Genomic DNA, 22,032 nt, shown 5'->3' on the forward strand with positions numbered 1-22,032 from the left:
CTACCCCACCCTCAGATACGCCGACGTGCTCACCTTCCCCAGCAGCCTCATGCGCGTCGTTCCGCCCAGGTGCTTGTCGAGCGCCTCGGTGACGCCCGGCCAGTACCGGTCGCCGTAGTCGTCCATGACGACGAGCGCGCCGTCGGCCGCGATCTGCTCGGCCCACTCCAGGTCGGCGAGTACGCCCTCAAAGGAGTGGTCGCCGTCGATGATGAGCACGCCGTAGGCGCGGTCTCCGACTTCGGCGCGCACGACCGCGTCGCCGGAGAATCCTTGCCGCAGTCGTGTGCGCTCCCCCGCGGGTCCGGCGAGGGCGAGGTTGGCGCGCACGACGTCGGGGCGGATCGGCACGCCCGACACGTCGCGCGTGGTCATCCGCCCGGGCTGGAGCTGGTCGCCGGCGAGTGGGTCGACGATGGTGAGGTTCGGTTCGAGCCCCCGTCGGTGCAGTTGCCGCAGCAGTCCGGCCGCGAACAACCCGTGCAGCGTCCCGATCTCCAGCACGTCGTTGTTGCGCGGGGGCGCGAGCAGTGGCGCGGTCGCGAGTTTCCCGACGACGTTGGCCGTACCCCCGGCCATGCGCCCGACGCCGATCGCCTCCAGCGCGACCAGCGTCCGGTAGGCCGTCGTCGCCGACCGTCGCGCGAACTCGTCGCCGGTGACCACCTGGATCTCGGTCACGAGCTTCGCCCACTCCGACCGGCTCGGCCGCCGCGCCTTCCCGCGTCCGGCGGGGTCGAGGAGCAGTTCGAGGCCGAGGTTCTCGCCGCGCACTTCGGCGAGTTCCCGCTGGACGCGGTCGAGGTCGGCGCGGAGCTTGGCGACTTCACCGCTCAGCGCGCCGACGGCGGCGCGCGTCTCCTCCTCCGCCTTCGCGGCCGCCGGGGCGAGCGCCTTGCGCGCCACCCCGCGGATCCTGGCGTCGAGTACGGAGGTCACCGGGCGGAGGACGCGTTTGCCGAAGGCCTTCACGCGTCCGACCGTATGGGCAGCGGGCCCTCGAACGCCGCAAATGGTGGTGAACGTGCGGTGAAAACAAGGCGGCGGCCCCGGTGAGGGGCCGCCGCCTGTTCGTTCAGGACGCCGCGGGTGAAACCGCGCGAAGGCGATGTTTCACGTGAAACGGTGCGTCGGCGACTAGAGCGCCTGTTCGATGAGCTTGCGCAGGACGCCCTTGGGCTTGGCGCCCACGACGGTCCCGACCGGCTGCCCGCCCTTGAAGACCATGAGCGTCGGCACGGACAGGACCTGGTAGTCGCGCGCGGTGTTGGGGTTCTGGTCGATCTCCAGCTTCACCACCGACACCTGGTCGCCCAGCTCACCGGCCAGTTCCTCAAGTACCGGCGAGACCTTGCGGCACGGCCCGCACCACTCGGCCCAGAAGTCGACGAGTACGGGCTTGTCGGCCTGCAGCACGTCGCTGACGAAGGACGAATCGGTGACGACCTTGGTGGCTCCCACGATCTTGCTCCTAACTAGAACGGTGGACTCAGTGTGACTCGATGGCCGCGACGTAGCGCTCGGCGTCCAGGGCGGCGGCGCAGCCGGTGCCGGCGGCGGTGATCGCCTGCCGGTAGGTGTGGTCGACGAGGTCGCCGGCGGCGAAGACGCCGGGGATGTTCGTCGCGGTGCCGGGGGCGGCGACCTTGACGTAACCCTCGTCGTCGACGTCCACCTGGCCGGTGAACAGGTCGCTGCGGGGGTCGTGGCCGATGGCGATGAACACGCCGGTGGCCGCCTTCTCGCGGGTCTCGCCGGTGTTGGCGTCGCGCAGGGTCACGCTGGAGACCTTGCCGTCGGTGCCCTGGATGGAGTCGACGACGGTGTTCCACTCGACGCTGATCTTCGGGTTGGCCAGGGCGCGCTCGGCCATGATCTTGCTGGCGCGGAACTCGTCGCGGCGGTGGATGATGGTGACGGTGCGGCCGAACTTGGTGAGGAAGTTGGCCTCCTCCATCGCGGTGTCGCCGCCGCCGACCACGACGATGTCCTGGTCGCGGAAGAAGAACCCGTCGCAGGTCGCGCAGGAGGAAACGCCGTGGCCGAGGAGTTCGTCCTCGCCCGGCACGTTGAGGTGGCGCCACGCCGACCCGGTGGCCAGGATCACCGCGTGCGCCTCGTAGGTCGTGTCGCCGACGGTGACGCGCTTGACGTCACCGGCGAGCTCGACCGAGACCGCGTCGTCGGTGATGTACTCGGCGCCGAAGCGTTCGGCCTGGGCGCGCATCTGGTCCATGAGCTCGGGGCCCATGATGCCCTTCTCGAAACCGGGGAAGTTCTCCACCTCGGTGGTGGTCATGAGCGCCCCACCGGATTCGGCACCCTCGATGACGAGCGGCTTGAGGTTGGCACGCGCCGTGTACACCGCGGCCGTGTACCCGGCGGGTCCGGATCCCACGATGATCACGTTGCGGATGTCGCTCACTGCAAGCTCCTTGACGTCAAGCTTCGGCGGACAGCACTGTCTGACCGCGCAACGTCATGGTACGGAGAAGTCATTCCCGATAGGCCCGCGCGGCGGGCGAGGTGTTGCTCACGCCGCAGTGGCGTACAACTCGTCGGCCCCGGACAGGCCGCACGCGGCGCCCACGGCGACCACTTTGCCGCCGCCGTCCACTTGCGACACACGCACGACGAGCGACGGTGAACCCTCGAAGTAGGCGAAGTCGGCGACGGCGACCTCCCCCGGGTAGCGCGTCTCGATCGCGTCGAAGCAGGCGCCCAGCGCGGCCTCGTCGGCCGACAGGCGCGTCAGGTCGCCGTCGACGCTGCTGTTCACGGTCGACGACGTGCCCACCTCGGGGAGCGTCGCGCGCGAGTAGTCGCGCCCGGAGTAGTAGATCTGCGCGTCGGACTTGTCGGTCGTCTTCGGGTCGCCGGTGCCCGAGCCCTCGGCGCCGAAGCTCTGCGCGTCCTCGTCGGTGGTGTCGGGCGCGGCGATCTCGGGGTCGGCGGCGTTCGGCTCGCTCGCGGCCGTGTCGCGCTCGTCGGACTGCTGACCACGCCACAGCGCGCTCACCCCGACCGAGATGCCGGCCAGGACGACCACGCCGGTCGTGAACGCCAGCACCAGCCGGGGCCAGCGACGGCGGGATGTTTCACGTGAAACGGGCACGGTGGCCGGGTGGACGCGCGTCCGCTCGGCTTCGAGCGCAAGGTCGAGCCGGGTGATCAGCTCGGGCGGCATCGGCGGGGTCGCCGCCGACAGCGCGCGCAGGTCGGCGCTCACCGCGTCGAGGGCGGCCTGCTCGCCGGACGGCCGGTCGGGCTGTCCTGCAGTCATGTGCCACTCTCCCCTCGTCGGTCGGCGCGTGGTGATGTTGATGGGACGACCGGGTCGGCGTCGGGGTTCCGCAGGTGACCGAGCAACTCCGCCAGACGGGTGCGACCTCGCGCACACCTGCTCTTGACGGTGCCCTCCGGCACGTCCAGGATCCGGCCCGTCTCCGACACCGGGTAGCCCATCATGTCGACCAGGACGAGGGCCGCGCGCTGGTCGAAGGGCAGCGCGTTCAGCGCCTCCTCGACGGCCATGTTCGTCGCGACCTTCGACGGGTCGCCCTCGGTCGAGACCGGCTCCGGCCCGCCTTCGGGCAGCGGCTGGGCGGCGCGGACCTTGTTGCGGCGGACCCGGTCGAGGCACGCGTTGACGACGATGCGGTGCAGCCACGTGGTGACCGCCGAGTCGCCGCGGAAACGCCCGGCGGCCCGGTAGGCCGAGATCATCGCGTCTTGCAGCGCGTCGGCGGCGTCCTCGGGGTGCCCGAGGGTGCGCAACGCCACCGCCCACAGGCGCTCGCGGTGCCTCCGGAACAGTTCACCGAAGGCCTCGTGGTCGCCGACGAGGTGGCGTCGCAGCAGCTCGTCGTCGGGGACCTCGTTGACATCGCTCACGGGTGCCATGGCTAGTTCGCGTAGACCTGGATCTCCTGAACGGCCGCCTGGTAGTAGCCGTTCTCGATCTGCGGGAGGTCGGTCAGCCAGACCATCAGGTACTGGTAGGACGAGCCCACATCGGGCTGGAAGCGGACGCTGGCCTTGTCGTTGACCTGCATCGGGCCGATGGTCTTGAAGTCGGAGATGATCGCGGCGTCGTCGCTCGCGTCGTTCCCGGCACGCAGCGACAGCTCCACGCCGATCGAGCCGAGGTTGACGATGACCTGCGTGACCTCGCGCTTCTCGCCGAGGTCGATGAGCAGGCCCATCCCCTCCTTGAGGTTCCCGAAGTTCGAGCGGTTGTGGTACTCGTTGGTCTCCCAGCCGGTCTTGGCCTTGCCGTCGACGGTCAGTTCGACGCCGTCGTTCTCGTCGCCGTCGCCCTTCGGGTCGACGAGGCGGACCTGGGTGCCGGTCAGCTTGATCTGCTGTGCCGAGACCTCCGGCGCCTCCGACTCCTGTGCGGTGTTCCCGGGGTCCTGGCCGCTGGAGGTGTCGTCGGGCAGGAGGCTCGTGATGACCAGCAGCGCGACGAGCGCGGCCACCAGCATCCCGGCGATCCCGTAGGCGAAACGGCGGCCGACGGGCTTGGCGGGATGTTCGGTGAGCGTCTCGTCGTCGTCGGCTCCGGCGACGAACTCCAGCGCGTCGGTGCCTTCCGTGCCCTCAAGACGCGAAAGTTCTTCGACGAGTTCGGCGGCGCTCGGCGGCGGCTCGGCCGGGTCGAGGAGCTCGGTGGTGAGACGGTCGAGGTACCCGGGCACCCCGGGAAGGGCCGTCGCGGGCGCCAGGAGGCCCCCGGACTCGTCACGGGCGGCGTCGGGCAGGATCGCCGGACCGGGGACCTCCTTGGGCCACATGCCGGTCAGGGCGCAGTACAGGGTCGCGCCGATCGCGCGGACGTCACCGGTCTGGGTGGCGGCCGCGTCGGCGCGCGGGTCGGAGAGGACGACGCGGTCGTCGTCGGAGAGCAGGACCGTTCCGGCGTGCACGTTGCCGTGCGCGACACCCGTCGCGTGGACCGCCGTGACGGCCTCGGCGACGGCGAGGGTCACCGCGATGGCGTGCCGGGGGTCGAGCGGGGAGTGGATGACTATGTCGCGAAGCGACCGCCCCTCCACCCACTCGCGGACGACGTAGGCCCGGTCGCCTTCGTCTACGGCGTCGTAGACCCCCACGATGTGGGCGTGGTTGACGCGACTGGCGGCGACGGCCGCGTGAAGCATTTCCTCGGCCTCGGGGCCTCCGGGAGTGCGGAGTACCACCGTGACCGGTCGCGCGAGGAGTACATCGGTCCCCCGCCAAACCTGCCGTCCGGTCGAGTCATCGTTGATGTGCTCGTCCAGCCGGTAACGGTCGGCGAGGAGTTCGCCCACCGCGGGCGCACCGACCTGTGCCACCTCGTGTCCTCCCTATGTCGACCGCAGGCTGCCGCGGACCTTTGACAGCCTACGGTGTCCGCGGACGGTCGCCTAGGCCTGAGGGTCGCCTCTGTTGACGTTACGCAAAAGGGGACCAAGCATTCAGCGCCCGAGCTTGCCTTTCACCAACGAAACCACATCGGTGACCTCCTTGGCGCGGAGGGCGTACGCCACGCCAAGGTAGACCGCGCCGAGCACGATCCCGCCGATCACCAGGTCGATGATCGCGTTGAGCTTGTCCGAACCGGACAGTCCGTTCGGGAGCAGCCACACCACGGCCCACCCGGCCAGGGCGCCCGCCGCGGCCGCCACGCCGAGCTTGACCAGCGAGACGCTGATTCGCCGCATTCCCAGCGGTCCGAGGCGGCGGCGGAGCAGTACGGCCGCGAGCAGAGCGGCGACCACATAGGACACGCCGTTGCCGACCATCAGGCCCTGCGCCACGGCGGCGGCGGGCAGGATCGCGAAGGTCAGCAGGTAGATCCCGACGCGCATCGCCACGGCGGGGATGTTGAGCAGCGCGGGCGTCTTGGTGTCGGGCAACGCGTAGAACACGAAGGTCTGGAGCTGGCTGACCGCGAAGGGCATGAGAGTGAGACCCGCCATCGCGGTGACCAGACCGGTCGCCGCGGCCTGGCTGGCGGTGAAGTTGCCGTAGTCGAACAGCAGGGACGCGAGGGTGCCGCCGAAGACGACGTAGGCGCCGGTCGCGGGCAGCAGGATCACGCCAGACAGCCGGATGCCCTGGGAGAGGTACATGGAGACCTCGGCGTTGCGGCCCTCGGCGGCCGCGGCGCTCATGCGGGGCATCAGGGCGGTGATGATCGAGACGGCGACGATGCCGTGCGCCATCATCATCAGCAGGTAGGCGTTGTTGTAGATGAAGGGCCCGGCGGCGTCCTTGTCGCGGGCGGAGGCCTCGTTGAGGATGCGCAGGACGGCGACGACCGAGACCTGGCTGACCGCCACGTAGCAGAACATCCACGCCGACAGGCGGCCGATGTGGCCGAGCTGGAGCTGACGGAAGTCGAAGCGCCACTTCATCGTGAAGCCGACGCCCCGCAGCGCCGGGAGTAGCCCGAGGACCTGGACGACGATGCCGGCGAGGGTGCCGCCGCCGAGCAGCAGGACCATGGGCGCGGTCATGTTGTCGGGCGTGGGGGCGGTCGCGCCGAAGAAGACCAGGAAGAGCACGCCGGTGGCGATGATGACGAAGTTGTTGAGGATCGGCGCCCACATCGGCGCGGCGAAGTGGCCGCGGGTGTTCAACACCGCCGCCAGGACCGCCGCGACGCCGTAGAAGAAGATCATCGGCAGCATCAGGTACGACAGCTCGGTGACCAGGCCGGTGTTCTCCTTGGTCAGCGCCTTCGCCAGCAGGGGCGCGCACGCCACGACCAGGGCGGTCGCGACGGCAAGGAGGACGACGATGAGCGTGATGAAGCGCTGCGTGTACGCCTCGCCGTGGTCGGCGTCGGTCTTGCGGGCGCGGACCAGCAGGGGCACCAGGACGCTGGTGAGGATCCCGCCGAGCAGGAGCTCGTAGATCATCTGCGGGAAGAACTGCGCGGTCGAGTACGCGTTGCCGACCGCGAGGCCGCCGATGGCCGCGCCGATCACCGCGTTCCGCCCGAAACCGGTCAATCGGCTCACGATCGTGCCGACGGCCATCACGGCGCTGTTGCGGACAACGCTCCCGCCGGTCTCGGTGCTGGTCGCCTCGGCCATACAGATGTCTCCCCGGGAGGGTCGGATAGGCTTTCCGATTGATGTCAGACCGTATCGCTATCGACGAGTTGAGTGTCCCCCCGGTCGCCGATGAACTCGGCCGGGCCTTCGCCGACGCCGGGTTCCAGCTGCACCTGGTCGGTGGATCGGTGCGCGACGCCCTTCTCGGCCGATCAAGTAGCGCGGGTCCACTGGGCCGAAAGTGGGAGGACCTGGACTTCGCGACCTCCGCGCGCCCCGAGCAGACCCTCGAACTGCTCGACCGGATCGCGTCGACGACGTGGACGACCGGCGCGGCCTTCGGCACGATCGGCGCGACCTTCCGGGGTGAGCGCGTCGAGGTGACGACCTTCCGCGCCGACCAGTACGACCGCGTCAGCCGGAACCCGGTCGTCGCTTACGGCGAGACCCTCGCCGACGACCTGCGCCGCCGCGACTTCACCATCAACGCGATGGCCGTCTCGGTGCCCGGCCACGAGTTCACCGACCCCCACGACGGCCGCGGCGACCTCGCCCGCCGTGTCCTGCGCACGCCGGGCACGCCGGAGGAGTCCTTCGCCGACGACCCGCTGCGGATGCTGCGGGCCGCGCGGTTCGCCGCCCAGCTGGAGTTCGATGTGGACGGTGACGTCCGCGAGGCCATGACGGCGATGAGCGGCGACCTGTCGCGGATCACCGCCGAGCGGGTGCGCGACGAGTTCGTCAAGCTGATGGGCGGGACCGATCCCGTGCTGGGACTGCGGTTGCTGGTCGACACCGGGCTCGCCGAGGTGTTCCTGCCGGAGCTGCCGAACCTGCGGATGCAGATCGACGAGCACGCGCAGCACAAGGACGTCTACGAGCACACGCTGACCGTCGTGCGCAACGCGGTGTCCCTTGAGGACGATGGTCCCGACGTCGTGCTGCGGATCGCCGCGCTCCTGCACGACATCGGCAAGCCCGACACCAAGGGACTGGGCACCGACGGCCGTGTCACGTTCCACCATCACGAACTCGTCGGCGCCCGGATGGCGCGCAAGCGCCTGCGGGACCTGAGGTTCCCGAAGGAACAGGTCACCGCGATCTCCCACCTGATCGCGCTGCACCTGAGGTTCTACGGTTACGGGCGCGGCGAGTGGACCGATTCGGCCGTGCGCCGTTACGTGACCGACGCCGGTGACCAGCTGTCGCGTCTGCACAAGCTGACCCGCTCGGACTGCACGACCCGCAACAAACGCAAGGCGTCCCGGCTCGCCGCCGACTACGACGCGCTCGAAGAGCGCATCGAGCGGCTGCGCGAGGAGGAGGACCTCGCGAAGGTCCGGCCCGACCTCGACGGCAACGAGATCATGCGGCTGCTGGGGATCCCGCCGGGTCGCATGGTGGGTGAGGCGTGGAACCACCTCAAGGAGGTGCGGCTCGACAAGGGGCCGCTCAGCCGGGACGAGGCGGAGGCCGAGTTGTGGCGATGGGCGAAGGACCAGGGCGTGCTGCCGGAGTAGGGCTTCGGCGCACGTCACTGGCCTATTGTCTAGTGAGCGACAGTCGCGTAACGAAAAGATCACCACGCGGGTTGGTGATCGTGGGAGGTGACAGGGATGGCGTATCCGCTGCCCGCTGAATACCGCAACGCTCACGGCATCACCGAAGACGAGGGCGAAGCCGCGATCTACTACATCACGCGCAACTGGACCCGCGACGATCTCGACCATCTCCCGTCAGGCAACCGCTACGAAATCCTTGACGGGAGACTGCTGGTGACTCCTCCAGCGAGCGAAGACCACCAGAACTGGGCCAAGTGGTTGTTCCGGTACCTCGATCGGGTCGCGCCGGAGTCTTGGCGGGTCCAGTGGGACATCGGCCTGGATTTCGGGCCCAACCGCTGCTTCGTGCCGGACCTGCTCGTCCTGTCGCCGGAGACGCCGAACGCGAGCAAGCAGTACAACGCGATCGTTCCGGCGCTTGTGGTGGAGGTCGAGTCCCGATCGACGGCAGGGGTCGACCGGGTCGACAAGACCCTGGCGTACGCGAAGGCGGGGATCCCGGGCTACTGGCGGGCCGAACGCAACGGGCGCATCACGGTGGGCCGGCTGGATTCCGGCGAATACGCCGAATCGGTTCACGAGCCGGACGAACCGTTCACAGTGGAGATCCCTTACCCGGTGACCATTCCCGCCCGTCCGTCCGATCCGCGCTAGCGTTCCAGCGCCAGGATCTCCCGCACCACCACGTCCCACACCTGGCGCGGCGGCACCTGGTGTCCCACACCTTCCAGCAGCACGAGCCGCGCTCCCGGGATCTCGCGGGCGAGGGCCTCGCCGTGCTCCTTCGGGAACAGCGGATCCTTCGTACCGTGCAGGACCAGCGTCGGCGCCTTGATCTCGGCGAGGCGGTCGCGGATGTCACCGCCACCGTCGGCGGCGAAGTGGTTGTACAGCGAGGCCGCCACATCGGTCGTGCGGTCGAAGATGCGGTCGGAGAGCCTGCGCAGCTCCACCTCGTCGATGCCGAGCTCGCCGGCGAAGGCCCGCTCCCCCAGCAGGAAAGCCTCAAAGAGCCCGTCCTTTGTGGACGTGTCCGGACCGGGGCCCTCGGCGGAGAAGTACGCCGCGACCTTCGGCGACATCGGCGGAAGACCGTTGTCCTCGCCGCCGGGCCCGCCGGGGCTCGTCGACATCAGCGTCAGCGCGCTGACGCGCTCGGGGTGCTCGATGACCGCCCGTTGCGCGATGCCCGCGCCCATGGAGATGGCGACCAGGTGCGCGCGCTCGATCCCCAGCGCGTCAAGGATCCCGATCGCGTCCTCGGCCAGGTCGGCGTGGGTGTAGCCGGGCTCGCCGGCCGGGTACGACACCGAGCGGCCGGTATCGCGCAGGTCGTAGCGGATGACGTGGTGCCCTTCGGCCAGGCGCGCGCAGAAGTCCTCGTGCCACCAGTCCATCGACGAGGCCCCGCCACCGATGAGCAGGATCGCCGGATCGGTCTTCGCGCCGAAGGACTCGACGCAGAGTTCGACGCCGTTGGCCTGGAGGAGGTGCTCCGTCATGATGACTCCTACTAAAATCGAAGTTGCTGCTACGATAATCGTAGTCATCAAAGGAGTCAACCCATGCCCCCCAAGCGCACCTACGGCCAAGGCTGTCCCGTCGCCCACGCCCTCGACCTGGTCGGCGAACGCTGGTCCATGCTCGTCATCCGCGAACTGCGACTCGGCCCGCGCCGTTACGCCGACATCCAGAACGCGCTGCCCGGCATCGGCCCGAGCGTGCTGTCGCAACGTCTCCGCGATCTCGAAGCCGTGGGAATCCTGGAGAAGCGCGACAAGGAGTACGGCCTCACCGCATGGGGCGCCGAGCTCGAACCGGTCTTCCGCTCACTGGCGAAATGGGGCGCGCGCTCGCCGGTGGTGCCGCTCGAAGGGCCGATCAGTCACGACTCGGCGATGCTCGGGCTGCGGACCTTCTTCCGCCCGGGCGATGCCGACTGGACGGCGAGCTACGAGTTCTATCTGCGACCGGATTCCTACCGCCTCGAAGTGACCGGCGGCGAGCTGACGGGCTTGTGGCGAGGGCGAGGCGGGCAGGCCGCCGACGTCCGGGTCGAGACCGATCTCGACGGACTCGACGGACTCGTCGCCGGGCGGATGGGCGCGGAGGACGCCGTGCGCGAGGGGAAGGCCGTCGTCAGCGGGAAGGTCGCCGAGTTGCGGCGGCTCGTGGAGGCTGTGGTGAAGGGCTGACGTCGTTGTCCACGAACGGGTGCGGAACTCCAACGCGACGAGCCGCCGTGGCCGGGAACCCTCCCGGCCCGCAGCGGCTCGTTGTCTCGAATTCCTGACGTCGTGGCGTAGCGCTAGGACGGCAGTCCCGGGAATCCAGGTCCCCCGGGCAGTCCCGAGCTCGCGCCGCCCGACGGCGCCGGTCCACCTTGGACGGTCACGGTCAGCACCGTCACCGGGAGCGGCGGCGCGCCCGCGTAGGACGCCGCGCCGGCCTGCGCGGTGATCGAGTCCAGCACGCCGAAGCCGTCGATGACCTGCCCGATGACGGTCAGGTTGTTCGTCGGCACCGACTGTCCGCGCACCAGCGCGAACTCCGCACCGGAACGTCCGCTCTCGTCGTTGACCAGCGCGAGCGCGTCGACGACGGCGGTCTCGGAGAACGGGTGCTCGCCGCGCACGCGGTATCCGGGCCCGCCCTGCTCGGTCGGCATGCCGCAGCGCAGCACCAGCGTCGGCTCGGTCAGTGCCGAGGTCATCGACGGGCACGTCGCGGAGTTGTAGAACCCTTGGCTCGCCAGGTGAGTGAAGGACGCGACGCCGCAGGGTGCGAGGTCTCCGAAGAGCAGGACGGTGACCTGCCCGAGGTTCGTGGTGATGACGACGGTCGACCGTTCCGGAATGCCCTCGACGGCCGGAATCCCGCCACCGCCGGGCATCTCGTCGACGGTCCGTAGTTCGCAGGGCCCGGTCGGATCGCTGACCGCACCGCTCGATCCGTCGTCGAGGGACGGTCGCAGCATCGCCCAGCCGATCAGTCCGGCGGCGCCCAGAAGCGCGACGGTCACGAGGATCCCGATGACGGCGTTGCGCGGGCGGGGCGCCCGGTCCCACGGCGGCGTGTCCTCGTCGGGCGGCGCGGAGGAACGGCGAGGCGGCTCGACGGCGGTTGCACCGTCGGCGTCCTCCTCCTTCTCCTCCTTGGCGTGCTTGCCCTTGCGGGGCTTGAGCTTGAAGGTCTCGGGCTCCTCAGAATCGTCGAGGGAATCCGCTGCCACGGCGCTTTCGGCGGACTTGTCCGACTCCTCGGCCGCGTTTTTCGCTTCCGGCCCCTTGGCGGGCTCTGTCACGCGCTCCTCGGTCGGCTCGGCGTCGTCGGCGGGCTTCACTGCGTCGTCGTCCACGAGGGTCGATCGTAGGGAGTATGACGCCGGGATGCCAACGCGTACCCGCCCGCGAGCAGCAGATAGCCCACCGCGATCGCGATGATCACGGCGAGGGACTTGCCGTCGTCGGGCAGCACCATCGCCCCGACGAGCTGGCCGAGGACCCAGCAGACGTTGAAGGCGGTGTCGTTGAAGCTGAACACCCGGCCTCGGTACTGGTCGTCGCAGGAGATCTGGATCGACGTGTCCAGCACGATCTTCAGGCTCTGCGAACCGATGTTGAGCACGAAGGTCGCGACGATCAGCAGGATCTGGACGAACGGCGGCCCGAACACGACGATGTCGGCGCCGACCCCGCACAGCACGACCAGCACCCACATGCGCGGCCCGAAACGGCGCGTCAGTTTCGGCGTGATCAGCGCGCCGATCAGGCCGCCGATCGATCCGGCGACGAAGACCGCGGCGAGCCCGCCGATCGCCTTCTCGGAGTGCGCACCGGAGTCGAAGTACACGCGGAAGAGCTGGAGCGTGGCGATGGTGAGGACGCCGTAGAGGAAGCGGTAGATTCCCTGCGTGATCATCAGGTAGGCCGCGCCCCGGCGTTCGGCCAGATGTCTTACACCGTCGGCCATCCCGCGCGTGATACGGCCGATCTCGGCGGTGATGCTGCGGTCGGCGTGGCGCTCGGACTCGTCGGGTCCGAGGGCGGCGACCGGGAAGGACGCGCGCGCGATCAGGGCGGCGGCGAGATATCCGACGACGGCGATCGAGGAGATCACGCCGTAGTCGGCGGAACTGTCGCCGATGAGCAGCCGGATCCCGGCCGCCGTACCGATTCCCGTGGTGTAGGCGGCGGTGCCGAGGGTCGGCGCGATCGAGTTGGCGGTGACCAGGTTCTCGTCGGTGACGACGTGCGGTTGCGCGGCAGACAGGCCGGCCAGGATGAAGCGGTTGACGGCGATGATGAGCAGCGCGCCGGTCGAGTACAGCCACACGTCCGAGCCGAAGCCGATGAGCAGGGCCGTCGGGACGACCAGGACGGCACGGACGATGTTGGCGACGAAGAGGATGTTGCGGCGGCTCCAGCGGTCGAGGAAGACGCCGACGTAGGGGCCGAGGATCGAGTAGGGCACGACGAGCAGGGCGAAGCCGGTGGCGACGGCCATGGCGCTGGTCTGGTTGTTCGGGTTGAACAGCAGCGTTCCGGCGAGCCCGGCCTGGAAGAATCCGTCGGCGACCTGGCTGGTCAGACGGGTCGCCAGCAGCCGCCGGAATCCGCTCTCCCGGAAGACCGCGCGCAGGTGCCCCTCGGTGTGCATTGGGCGAGCCTACGTGCTCGGAACGTGCCCGGGGGTCCGGCGGGGACCATCGGATTCATGACGCCTCGTGTTCGCCGTAGTGTCACACCCGTGCGCCAAACTGCTCACATGCGCTGGACCACTGTCACCTCCCCGATCGGCGAGTTGAAGCTGGCCACCGACGGGACCGCCCTCACCGGGCTCCTCTTCGCGGGAGACCCCGACCCTCGCGGCGAACGCGACGACGCCCATCCCGTGCTGACCGAGACGGCCAGACAGCTCGGTGAGTACTTCGACGGCACGCGCACCGAGTTCGAGATGCCCCTGGCCCTGGCGGGCGCGGACTTCGAACGCCGTGTCTGGACCGAGCTCCTGGCGATTCCGTACGGGCACACGGCCACCTACGCCGAGATCGCCGCGCGGGTCGGGCAGCCCCGCGCCGCGCGGGCCGTCGGGATGGCCAACAGCCTCAACCCGATCGCGGTCATCGTGCCGTGCCATCGCGTCGTCGGCTCGAACGGGTCGCTGACGGGCTACGCCGCCGGGACGGACGTGAAGTCGCGGCTGCTGGAGCTGGAGGCGGGCGTGCGCATGCGGGCGGAGTTCAAGGCGGCCTAGCGCCACGGTGCGGGGTGGCCCAGCCTCGCCGGACCAGGGACGCGCAATTCTCAGCACGGACCTAAACTTAGGTCAAACACAAGTTTATGTCCCGGCCATCTTTGGCCGGGACATAAGCGCGCTCGACGGTCAGGCGACCGCGGTGATGATCAGAATCGCGATGGATCCGCCGAAGGCGATGACGTGGCGGATGTTCTGCAGGATCGAGAAGACCCACTTCGGGAAGGCGTTCTCGGCGGCGGTGAGGAAGGCCTTGACGTCGATGGCGGCGAGTTCGCCGCCCTTCTTGGCGAAGGCGGTCTCGACACCTTTCACGGCGGTGAGGTTGCTGTAGAGGATCGCGGCGTTGCCGAGCAGGACGAGGGTCTGGAAGATCCAGTTCGCGGGGGTCGCGATCGACGCACCGGCGATGTTGAGTGCCGCGCACGCGCCCATGACCAGCGCGACGGTGACGGGGACGATCGTCTCGTGGCCGCCGTGGTCGAAGCGCAGCTTGTTCTCACCGAGGATCTCGGGACGGACGCCCTGGCGGGTGAGCTCGGCCTCGGCGGCGGCCTGCGCGCGGGGACCGTAGCGGGCGCGCACCCAGGGGATGGAGACGAACGCGAGGCCGATGAGGATCTGGAGGGCGGCGACGGCGATTGAGGGGGTCATGGTTCGCTCCTGACTTGTACTTAGTTCAAGTGGCTTCTGAGGGGAACTGTAGCGTGGACTTGAACTAAGTGCAAGAGGTGGGTTGAACTTAGTGCGAGTGGGGGTGAGGTGGTTCGTGCGCGAGGTGGCGAGTGGAGGCCCGCCGCGGGAAGACACGGCTCGTCCCCGGCCAAAGCCGTGGGCGCGGCGACGTGTGGCGCCAGAGAAGCCGGCTTGCGGGTCCTGATGCCGGTACTGGAGACGAAAGCGTCTCCCGAGGCCTAGAGCGCCACCCGCAGTCCCGGATGCGCGAGGATCACCGGGCAGTCGGCGATCGCCGAGGCCTCATCGAGCAGGTCGCGGTGGTCCTGCCACGCGCGCAGGTGGGTCAGCACGAGCAACTTCGCGCCGGAGCGGACGGCGAGCCGTGCGGCGTCGCCCGCGGACAGGTGTCCCTTCGACGGCCCGTCGCGGTCGAGGCCGCTGGCTTCGGCGAGCAGCACTCCGACGCCGTCGGCGAGTTCGTCGATGGCGGCGCAGGGCCCGGTGTCGCCGGTGTAGCAGAGGGCGTCGTCGACGCGGGTGGCGAAGGCGTCGAGTCCTGCGTGTTCGACGCGGGCGAGGCGGACGGTGAGTGGTCCGTAGGCCGCGGTGCCCTGCTCGGCGACCGTCGGGGTGAAGCTGTCGGGGTTGTCGTGGAGGACGGGCGGCCCGTCGGCGGGGAGTGTGATGGGGAGTGGCGGTGCGTCGTCGACGGCGCGGAGTCGCCACAACTGGGTGAAGTCGGCGTGGTGATCGGAGTGGCCGTGGGACAGGATCGCCGCGTCGATCTCCGCGGGCCGGGCATATTTCTGCAGGGGCCCCGAGGAGCCCGGCCCGAGATCGAGCAGAAGCCTGTAGCCGGACTCTTCGACCAGGTAGGCGGAGCATGTCGAGTCCGGCGCGGGTGCCGATCCGGCGCAGCCGATCACGGTGAGACGCATGCTCCGAAGCGTAGGCCCGCGCACCGGTTGGCCGATTCGGCCCCGAAAGGGGTGTTTCGCGCGGGACGATGGACCCATGAGCCACGATCCGACGCCTTCGCCGCCAGGCGAACCGGGCCGACCGGACCCGGCGCAACCCATCCCGATCCCACCGACGCCTACACCCCCGATTCGGCCGGGTGAACCGATGCCGGCGCCGAACCCGCCGAGTCCGACACCACCGGACCCGACGCGGCCCCAGCCGATGCCGCCGACACCGTCGCCACCTCCGCCGGACCCCACGGAGCCGGCGCCCGAGCCTCCTCGGCCACCGTCGCCGTCGGAGATTCCACCGCCGCCAGGCGGGGCGGAACCACCGACGGCGATCATCCCCCCATCCCTGCAGAGACCGCTTCAGCCCGGCACCCCGTTCGGCCACGAAGGCCGCGGGGTGCCGGGCTTTCCGGACCGGCCGCCGCCGCGGAAGCTGTCCAAGGGCGTCGTCGTCGCCGTCATCGCGGCGGCCGTGGCGATCCTGCTGTGCCTGGTGTGCGGTGTGATCGGCCTGATCCGCGCCAACGACGACCGCGCCACCGGCGGTTTCGCGGTTCTCCCGACGCCGGGGCTGCCGACCGCGCCGGTCACTCCGGCCGCCGCGCCGACGCCGAAGGCGCTGGCGCCGGAGACGGCGCACGGTCCGGCGACGCACTTCGCGGGCGAGGGCACCTATCTCGTCGGGGCCGACATCGTCGCAGGTCAGTACCGTGCGCGCGTGCCCGTGACGTCGATCCTCTGCTACTGGGAGCGCCTGTCGGGCACCAGTGGCGAGTTCGCCGACATCATCGCCAACGGCGAGGCCCAGCCCGGGGCGCCCGAGATCGTCACGATCGCCCACAGCGACTCGGCGTTTCGTACGCGGGGTTGTGGCGGGTGGAGCCTCATCGGCTGAGTGGTGCGGGGGTGCCTCCGGCCGCTAGTGTCGTAATCCCTTAAGCGGCACGGTTTCGAGAGGTTGGCAGCATGGCGGGCATCGACGACGTCAAGGCCGGTATCGCGCAGGCGGCCGACACCGCGGGCGAGGGCGCCACGATGATCCAGTCGGCGATCGACAAGCACAACGAGGCGATCGCGCAGCTGCGGGAGAGCACGTCGGGTTCGGGGAACCCGAAGGTGGAGGCGAGCATCGGGCGGCTCGAACAGGTCGTACAGGCCCTCAACGAGGCCTTGAGCCACAACGCCGGTGCGATGGACGAGGCAAACGACTACGCCGGGATGCTCTAATCCTTTGATCTTCGCGGCCTCCGGCGAAATAATCGTCTGATGTCGTTGCGTCACCATGAGATCGCCGAGGCGGATCACCGGATCCTCAATCCCTTCACCGACGCCAAGCTCGATCTGCTGGGCGAGCTGTGCCGGCTCGGCCCGGCGACGCGTCAGCTGGATCTGGCGTGCGGCAAGGGGGAGATGCTGTCGCGATGGTCGGCCGCGTACGGGATCACCGGCACGGGCGTCGATCTGAGCGAGGTGTTCCTTGCGGCCGCCGAGTCGCGCGCGGCCGAGTTGGGCGTCGCCGACCGGCTCACCTTCGTCGCCGGTGACGCGGGCGCGCATCGTGCCGAGGCGGGGGCCTTCGACGTCGTCTCGTGCATCGGCGCGACCTGGATCGGGGGCGGACTCGCCGGGACGCTCGACCTGATGAAACCGGCGCTGGCGCCCGGCGGGCTGCTGCTCGTCGGTGAGCCGTACTGGATCGACGAACCGCCGGCCGCGGCCTACGAGGCCATGGGCATCGACGCCGACACCACGGTTTCGCTGTCCGGCACGCTGGATCGCTTCGAGGAGGCCGGATGCGAGCTCATTGAGATGATCCACGCCGACTTCGACAGCTGGGACCGCTACTACGCCTCCCAGTGGCGGACGGCCGACGACTGGCTGCGCGCGAACCCCGGCGACCCTGAGGCTCCGGCGATGCGGGACTTCGTCCGGCGGCAGCGACGGTCCTATATGGACCATGGGCGGCGCTATCTCGGCTGGGGTGTCTTCATGCTGCGGATGGTGTAGACACTGCGGCGAGTCGCCGCCCGTGCGGACGAAGGTGGAGAAGAACACCCGGCACCGGTACCGCTCCGATCCGGGGAAGTGCCCGTTTCCTCACGGTCGCGTGCCGGGCCGGATCAGCACTTCGCTTCCGATCGGGGTGAACCCGGCGGCCAGGAACGCCCGCAGCGAACGCGCGTTGCCCGGCGAGACCGCCGCGAAGACCGGTTCGTCTTCGAGGAAGAGACCGAGGGCGTCCAAGAGCAGCGACGAGCCCAGTCCCCGGCTCGTCTCACCGGCTTCGATGCTGAGCTCGGGGCGCCCGGCGAGACCGGCGGAGATCGTGACGAAGCCGCGTTCGTCGCCGTGGACGCGGACGTTTCGCCGCCAGCGGCGGGCGTAGTCGATGCGGGAGTGACCGGGACCCTCCCAGACGTCGGGGCCGCCGAGGCCGGTGCCGCGGCCGACGAGGGTCGCGTCGAGGACGCCGATCTCACCGTCGGGTCCGGCGAGCAGGCGGAGGACGTCGGGCGACATCGAGCCGCCGAAGCCGTCGGCGCCGGCGAGGGCGGCGGCCGGGAGGGCCGTGGCGATGAACGCGTGACCGGTCATCGCGACCGAGCATTCGGTGCCGTCGTCGAACGGCGGGAGGATCGTGACGCCACCGTCGACGTCGGGGAAGTCGCCGTCGGCGGCGGCGAGGTAGTGCGCGAGGAGCGGGTGGGCCATGGCCGAAACCATATGTGCTCGGCGCGGGAAGATCATCTATCCTCTGGCCGGTGAGCACCCTCCGCCTTGAGCCCATCACGCCCGACAACTTCGAGACGGCGCTCGCCATCAGCGTCCGCGACGATCAGGCGCACCTGGTCGAGCCCGTCGTGAAGTCCCTCGCCGAGGCGTCGATGTGGCCGGGTGTGGCGTGGACGCGGTTGATCGCCGACGGGGACACGCCGGTCGGATTCGTCATGGCCTTCCTGGACATCGACTGGAAGGGCGACGGCTCGGGCGATGTGCGGTCGGGTCTGTGGCGGCTCAACATCGACGCCGGTGTCCAGTCGAGGGGGTACGGGCGCTTCGCGGTGGAGGAGGTGGCGGCCGAGATCCGGCGCCGGGGCGGGAAGGTCATGACCGTGACCTATCACCCGGGCGACGACGGGCCGCAGGGGTTCTACCGGCGGCTCGGCTTCCGGGAGACCGGTGAGACCAGTGGGGACCAGACGGTGGCGGAGCTGGCGCTCGGCTAGGCCCCGGTCAGTTCGGCGATCGCGTCGACGATCGCCTGTTCACCGCGCCAGGCGATGGTGACGTGCCCACCCTCGACGGCGCGCGCCTCGCCCCTCGGCAGTGCGGCGGCGACGTCGTTGTAGAGCCGGAACTTGGCGTCGATCTCGGCCTGGAGGAGTTCGCCGGAGACGCCACCGGCGACGACGGTCTTGAACTCGTCAACTTGGGTCGATGACAAGATTAGGACGGGTACATCCGGCAGTGGGTCCGCCGCGCGCATTTCGGCGTAGATCGCGTCGAGGTTGCTCGCCTCCTGGACGCCGATCGTGAGCCCGCGTCGGCCGACGTGGTAGTCGACGAGCGGTTCGCTGATCTCGGCGGGCCAGTCGGCGAGTTCGCGGGCGAAGAGCCCGCGGTAGAGCCGGATGACCTCCTCGGGCAGGTCGTCGAGGAACGCGGCGGCGTCGCCCGCGTCGAAATTCCCCCAGAGTTCCTGGAGTTCGGCGGGCATGGAGGCGTTGTAGTCCTCGTGCGCGGGGTCGAGGAGGAGCAGGGCGGCGACGTCGTCGGGGAAGCGCGTCGCGTAGAAGCGGGCGTAGTAGCCGCCGAGCGAGTGGCCGACGAGGACGTAGGGTCCGTCGACGTTTCTTAGGACCGACCTAAGTTCGTCGGTCACCTCGGTGAGGGTGCGCGGGAGTTCGGCGGGGGTGCCGTCGCCGGTGCCGGCGCGGTCGTAGATGACGCTCGTGGTGAGTTCGGCGGCGCGTCGGTGGAGGTTCCAGTAGTCGCGGCCGATGGTTCCGGCGCCGGGGAGGAAGACGACCGTCGGGCGGCCGTTGTCGGGAGCGCTTAGCATTTCCATATTTGGAAACGGTACCAGATGTGGGAGAGTAAGGGCGTGGACGTAGTCGATCTTCTTCTTCACCCGGTGCGGATTCGGGTCGTGCACGCCTTCGCGGGAGGGCGCGAACTGACGACGGCGGAGCTGGGCGACCAGCTGCCCGACGTCGCCAAGACGACCCTGTACCGGCATGTCGGGATGCTCGCGGGCGCCGGGATCCTGGAGGTCGTCGGCGAGGAGCGGGTGCACGGGGCCGTTGAGCGGACCTATCGCCTGGACCGGTCGCGCACGAGGATCAGCCCCGAGGACGCCGCGGCCATGTCGCTCGACGACCACCGGCACGGGTTCGCCGCAGCGATGGGGGCGCTGCTCGCGGACTTCAGCGCGTACCTGGATCGGCCGGACGCGGATCCGACGGCGGATTCGGTCGGGTACGTGCAGGTGCCGATATGGCTGAGTAAGGAGGAGATCGCGCGCATGGTCGAGCGCCTGCGCGAGGTGGTGGTCGAGTCGGCGGCGAACGAGCCGGCCGACGGGCGGCGGCTGTACCTGGTGAGTCCGATTCTGTTCCCGATCGACAAGGGAAGCTAGCGCCCCGGGTGCCAGGTGTCGCACCCCGGCGGTACGGTCGGCCGCAAATCCCCTGAGACAGAAGGAATTCAGCATGGGCTACGGCGTGATGGCCTACTCGGTCGACATCGACAAGCTGGTGGCGCTCTGCGGCAGCGGCGACGACCGGATGCGGCGAGTGATCAGCGGGAAGTCGCGGGAGTCCATCTACCGCACCAACGACCAGCTCGGTCTGTCCAACGAGCGCGGCGAGCCCTCGGTGTTCACGGCGATCAACCACCTGATCCTGGGTGAGGAGATGACCCTTGAGGGCTACATGTACGGGTACGCGTTCAAGTACATCGTCGAGTTCTCGGGCAGGTTCCTCAGCAATGGCCCGTTCTACCCGTGCTCCTCGGACTACCTCTCCGACACCGTTGACGCGGAACTGGCCGAGGTCGGCGCCAGTGTTCGGATGACCGACTTGATCTGGGACGGCGCCCCGGTGTCGTTTCCCCGGCCCGATGACTTCCCGATGATCGGGCACTGGACGGCGGAGCAGGTCGCGGCGAGCGTCGAACCGGTGCGGGCGGGGACGAGCGAGGAGTTGAAGACCATCGGGACGTGGCTCGACCAGTCGGCCGCGCAGGGGCGAGGGATCGTCGGCTTCTACCACTGAGGTTCGGGCGGACCGACAGCGCGATGGACCACATTGGACACAACATGAGGTGGTCGCGACGGTTGCTGTCCGCGGGGATGGCGACCGTCGTGTTCGCCGCTGTCGCCATGGCGATGCCCGACGGCTTGGGGAATGAGCCCACGACGTCGATGCGGCCGATGCCGCCGGGGCCGGTCTTCGGGATCACGACCGACGACGGGTACGACGGCGACGCCCTGGCCGCGTCTGTCGCGAACCTGCCGGTGACGCCGACGACGCGGGTGGTGTTCGACGAGTACGTGCCGGCGGCGAAATACGTGGAACCGGTGCGGCGGCTGTGGTCGGAGAGCTACGTGATGGGGATGCTGCTGGATTCGTTCTATCTGGCGGAGTACTCGACGGAGGAGTATCTCGACCGGACCACCGAGTACCTGGACGCCATAGGGTCCACAGTGGACATCTGGGAGGTCGGGAACGAGGTCAATGGGGAGTGGGCCGGGGCGGCCGACGACGTGGTGGAGAAGGTGGCCGGGGCTTGGGAGCTGGTCGAGGCGCGGGGGCTGCGCAGTGCCATGACGCTGTATTACAACCCGGAGTGCTGGGAGGATCCGGCGAACGAGATGTTCGCGTGGGCCGAGGCGAATGTTCCGCAGAGGATGCGGGAGGGGCTCGACTACGTGTGGATCTCGTATTACGAGGAGGACTGCGAGGGACAGCGCTTCGACGCCGGGCATTGGACTGACGTGTTCTCGCGCCTGCGTGCGATGTTTCCCGGTAGCGCCATCGGGTTCGGGGAGACCGGGATGGCGACGACGGCACCGGTGGACGAGCGGGTGGCGTACGTGGAGCGGTATTACGGGATGGAGGTGGGGGTGCCGGGGTACGTGGGCGGGAACTTCTGGTGGTACTTCGCCCAGGATTGCGTGCCCTGGCGGGGGGACAGCGAAGTGTGCGCGGCGCTCGCCGAGGGGATGGGCGGGGGTTAGAAGGCGTCCAGGCGGCCGGTGCGGAGGTCGGCGAGGAAGCCGGACCAGGCGGTGGTGGGGAGGGTGAGCACCGGATGGTCGTGGCCGACGGCGTTCTTGAAGTCGCGGACGGCGACCTGCTCAAGCGTGGCGGAGGCGACCTCGACGCAGTCGCCGTTTCCGTCGCTGCGCGAGGGCGCTGCGAGGAAGACCTTCGCTGGGCGATCCGCGTCGTCGAAAGGGCCGCCCCCGAAGGGGCGGCCCGAAACGTTTCGGCCAGGCAGCTCGTGAACCGGCTC

26 protein-coding genes are annotated in these 22,032 nt (G+C 69.4%); 11 read left to right on the forward strand and 15 right to left on the reverse strand.

Annotation, left to right across the window (positions count from 1 at the left end; all coding sequences use genetic code 11):
• The 7 genes from HNR73_RS40990 to murJ all read right to left on the reverse strand — a co-directional run bounded on the left by HNR73_RS40990 (window position 1) and on the right by murJ (window position 7,085).
• Window positions 1–972 carry a class I SAM-dependent methyltransferase gene (locus HNR73_RS40990; protein WP_203685775.1) on the reverse strand — a complete coding sequence of 324 codons (972 nt, stop codon included), beginning with the start codon at window positions 970–972 and terminating at the stop codon, window positions 1–3.
• Between the two features lie 165 nt (window positions 973–1,137).
• The gene (gene trxA / locus HNR73_RS31205; protein ID WP_184791268.1) at window positions 1,138–1,461 is read right to left on the reverse strand and encodes a thioredoxin; all 324 of its coding nucleotides are present in this window, start codon (window positions 1,459–1,461) and stop codon (window positions 1,138–1,140) included.
• A 28-nt stretch (window positions 1,462–1,489) separates the two neighbouring features.
• Complete coding sequence (gene trxB / locus HNR73_RS31210; protein ID WP_184791269.1) at window positions 1,490–2,425, reverse strand: thioredoxin-disulfide reductase; 936 nt, start codon at window positions 2,423–2,425, stop codon at window positions 1,490–1,492.
• 108 nt (window positions 2,426–2,533) lie between these two features.
• The gene (locus HNR73_RS31215) at window positions 2,534–3,283 is read right to left on the reverse strand and encodes an RsmA family anti-sigma factor (RefSeq protein WP_184791270.1); all 750 of its coding nucleotides are present in this window, start codon (window positions 3,281–3,283) and stop codon (window positions 2,534–2,536) included.
• Entirely contained in the window at window positions 3,280–3,903 is a 624-nt protein-coding gene (gene sigM, locus HNR73_RS31220; RefSeq protein WP_184791271.1) for an RNA polymerase sigma factor SigM, read from the reverse strand. Before sigM ends, HNR73_RS31215 begins: the two co-directional genes overlap by 4 nt.
• Before the next feature lie 2 nt (window positions 3,904–3,905).
• Window positions 3,906–5,336: a protein kinase family protein gene (locus HNR73_RS31225; RefSeq protein WP_184791272.1), complete on the reverse strand. Its 1,431-nt coding sequence runs from the start codon at window positions 5,334–5,336 to the stop codon at window positions 3,906–3,908.
• 123 nt (window positions 5,337–5,459) lie between these two features.
• On the reverse strand, window positions 5,460–7,085 hold the full coding sequence (murJ, locus tag HNR73_RS31230) for a murein biosynthesis integral membrane protein MurJ (protein WP_184791273.1): 1,626 nt from the start codon (window positions 7,083–7,085) through the stop codon (window positions 5,460–5,462).
• A 41-nt stretch (window positions 7,086–7,126) separates the two neighbouring features.
• On the opposite strand from murJ, the gene HNR73_RS31235 reads away from it, so the two are divergent.
• Both HNR73_RS31235 and HNR73_RS31240 read left to right on the forward strand, forming a co-directional pair.
• Complete coding sequence (locus HNR73_RS31235) at window positions 7,127–8,566, forward strand: CCA tRNA nucleotidyltransferase (RefSeq protein ID WP_184791274.1); 1,440 nt, start codon at window positions 7,127–7,129, stop codon at window positions 8,564–8,566.
• Between the two features lie 96 nt (window positions 8,567–8,662).
• Window positions 8,663–9,262, forward strand: a complete 600-nt coding sequence (locus HNR73_RS31240) for a Uma2 family endonuclease (protein ID WP_184791275.1) — start codon at window positions 8,663–8,665, stop codon at window positions 9,260–9,262.
• On the opposite strand, the gene HNR73_RS31245 is transcribed toward HNR73_RS31240, so the two are convergent.
• Window positions 9,259–10,110, reverse strand: coding sequence for an alpha/beta fold hydrolase (locus HNR73_RS31245; RefSeq protein ID WP_184791276.1), 852 nt, complete (start codon window positions 10,108–10,110; stop codon window positions 9,259–9,261). The two genes, HNR73_RS31240 and HNR73_RS31245, sit on opposite strands and share 4 nt — an antisense overlap.
• Window positions 10,111–10,173: 63 nt before the next feature.
• Between HNR73_RS31245 and HNR73_RS31250 the strand changes: the two genes are divergently transcribed.
• Window positions 10,174–10,803 (forward strand): winged helix-turn-helix transcriptional regulator, encoded by a 630-nt coding sequence (locus HNR73_RS31250; RefSeq protein ID WP_184791277.1) that lies wholly within the window; start codon window positions 10,174–10,176, stop codon window positions 10,801–10,803.
• Between the two features lie 113 nt (window positions 10,804–10,916).
• On the opposite strand, the gene HNR73_RS40995 is transcribed toward HNR73_RS31250, so the two are convergent.
• Both HNR73_RS40995 and HNR73_RS31260 read right to left on the reverse strand, forming a co-directional pair.
• The gene (locus HNR73_RS40995; RefSeq protein ID WP_184791278.1) at window positions 10,917–11,966 is read right to left on the reverse strand and encodes a peptidylprolyl isomerase; all 1,050 of its coding nucleotides are present in this window, start codon (window positions 11,964–11,966) and stop codon (window positions 10,917–10,919) included.
• Window positions 11,948–13,267, reverse strand: a complete 1,320-nt coding sequence (locus tag HNR73_RS31260; RefSeq protein WP_184791279.1) for an MFS transporter — start codon at window positions 13,265–13,267, stop codon at window positions 11,948–11,950. The genes HNR73_RS40995 and HNR73_RS31260 overlap by 19 nt, the downstream gene beginning before the upstream one ends.
• A 108-nt stretch (window positions 13,268–13,375) precedes the next feature.
• Here HNR73_RS31260 and HNR73_RS31265 point away from each other — a divergent pair, with 108 nt between their 5' ends.
• Window positions 13,376–13,864, forward strand: coding sequence for a methylated-DNA--[protein]-cysteine S-methyltransferase (locus HNR73_RS31265; RefSeq protein WP_184791280.1), 489 nt, complete (start codon window positions 13,376–13,378; stop codon window positions 13,862–13,864).
• A 129-nt stretch (window positions 13,865–13,993) separates the two neighbouring features.
• On the opposite strand, the gene HNR73_RS31270 is transcribed toward HNR73_RS31265, so the two are convergent.
• Both HNR73_RS31270 and HNR73_RS31275 read right to left on the reverse strand, forming a co-directional pair.
• On the reverse strand, window positions 13,994–14,518 hold the full coding sequence (locus HNR73_RS31270) for a hypothetical protein (protein WP_184791281.1): 525 nt from the start codon (window positions 14,516–14,518) through the stop codon (window positions 13,994–13,996).
• A 260-nt stretch (window positions 14,519–14,778) separates the two neighbouring features.
• The gene (locus HNR73_RS31275) at window positions 14,779–15,480 is read right to left on the reverse strand and encodes an MBL fold metallo-hydrolase (protein ID WP_184791282.1); all 702 of its coding nucleotides are present in this window, start codon (window positions 15,478–15,480) and stop codon (window positions 14,779–14,781) included.
• A gap of 430 nt (window positions 15,481–15,910) precedes the next feature.
• On the opposite strand from HNR73_RS31275, the gene HNR73_RS31280 reads away from it, so the two are divergent.
• From HNR73_RS31280 to HNR73_RS31290, 3 genes are all read left to right on the forward strand, one after another.
• Window positions 15,911–16,408 (forward strand): Rv1352/Rv1906c domain-containing protein, encoded by a 498-nt coding sequence (locus HNR73_RS31280; RefSeq protein ID WP_184791283.1) that lies wholly within the window; start codon window positions 15,911–15,913, stop codon window positions 16,406–16,408.
• Between the two features lie 71 nt (window positions 16,409–16,479).
• Entirely contained in the window at window positions 16,480–16,740 is a 261-nt protein-coding gene (locus HNR73_RS31285) for a hypothetical protein (protein ID WP_184791284.1), read from the forward strand.
• A 39-nt stretch (window positions 16,741–16,779) separates the two neighbouring features.
• Window positions 16,780–17,520, forward strand: coding sequence for an SAM-dependent methyltransferase (locus tag HNR73_RS31290; RefSeq protein ID WP_184791285.1), 741 nt, complete (start codon window positions 16,780–16,782; stop codon window positions 17,518–17,520).
• Window positions 17,521–17,610: 90 nt separating this feature from the next.
• Here the strand turns inward: HNR73_RS31290 and HNR73_RS31295 are convergent, their stop codons facing one another.
• Window positions 17,611–18,225 (reverse strand): hypothetical protein, encoded by a 615-nt coding sequence (locus HNR73_RS31295; RefSeq protein ID WP_184791286.1) that lies wholly within the window; start codon window positions 18,223–18,225, stop codon window positions 17,611–17,613.
• Window positions 18,226–18,275: 50 nt separating this feature from the next.
• Between HNR73_RS31295 and HNR73_RS31300 the strand changes: the two genes are divergently transcribed.
• A complete protein-coding gene (locus HNR73_RS31300; protein WP_184791287.1) occupies window positions 18,276–18,740 on the forward strand; it encodes a GNAT family N-acetyltransferase in 465 nt (154 codons plus the stop codon).
• Here HNR73_RS31300 and HNR73_RS31305 read toward each other — a convergent pair.
• On the reverse strand, window positions 18,737–19,582 hold the full coding sequence (locus HNR73_RS31305; protein WP_184791288.1) for an alpha/beta fold hydrolase: 846 nt from the start codon (window positions 19,580–19,582) through the stop codon (window positions 18,737–18,739). The two genes, HNR73_RS31300 and HNR73_RS31305, sit on opposite strands and share 4 nt — an antisense overlap.
• A 36-nt stretch (window positions 19,583–19,618) precedes the next feature.
• Between HNR73_RS31305 and HNR73_RS31310 the strand changes: the two genes are divergently transcribed.
• The 3 genes from HNR73_RS31310 (at window position 19,619) to HNR73_RS31320 (ending at window position 21,754) form a co-directional block, all read left to right on the forward strand.
• Complete coding sequence (locus tag HNR73_RS31310) at window positions 19,619–20,152, forward strand: helix-turn-helix domain-containing protein (RefSeq protein ID WP_184791289.1); 534 nt, start codon at window positions 19,619–19,621, stop codon at window positions 20,150–20,152.
• A 73-nt stretch (window positions 20,153–20,225) separates the two neighbouring features.
• Entirely contained in the window at window positions 20,226–20,789 is a 564-nt protein-coding gene (locus HNR73_RS31315; RefSeq protein WP_184791290.1) for a DUF7691 family protein, read from the forward strand.
• A 77-nt stretch (window positions 20,790–20,866) separates the two neighbouring features.
• The gene (locus HNR73_RS31320; protein WP_203685777.1) at window positions 20,867–21,754 is read left to right on the forward strand and encodes a hypothetical protein; all 888 of its coding nucleotides are present in this window, start codon (window positions 20,867–20,869) and stop codon (window positions 21,752–21,754) included.
• On the opposite strand, the gene HNR73_RS31325 is transcribed toward HNR73_RS31320, so the two are convergent.
• Window positions 21,751–22,017 (reverse strand): DUF397 domain-containing protein, encoded by a 267-nt coding sequence (locus HNR73_RS31325; protein WP_184791310.1) that lies wholly within the window; start codon window positions 22,015–22,017, stop codon window positions 21,751–21,753. The two genes, HNR73_RS31320 and HNR73_RS31325, sit on opposite strands and share 4 nt — an antisense overlap.
• Window positions 22,018–22,032 lie beyond the last annotated feature (15 nt).

Source organism: Phytomonospora endophytica (assembly GCF_014202425.1).
GTDB lineage: Bacteria > Actinomycetota > Actinomycetes > Mycobacteriales > Micromonosporaceae > Phytomonospora > Phytomonospora endophytica.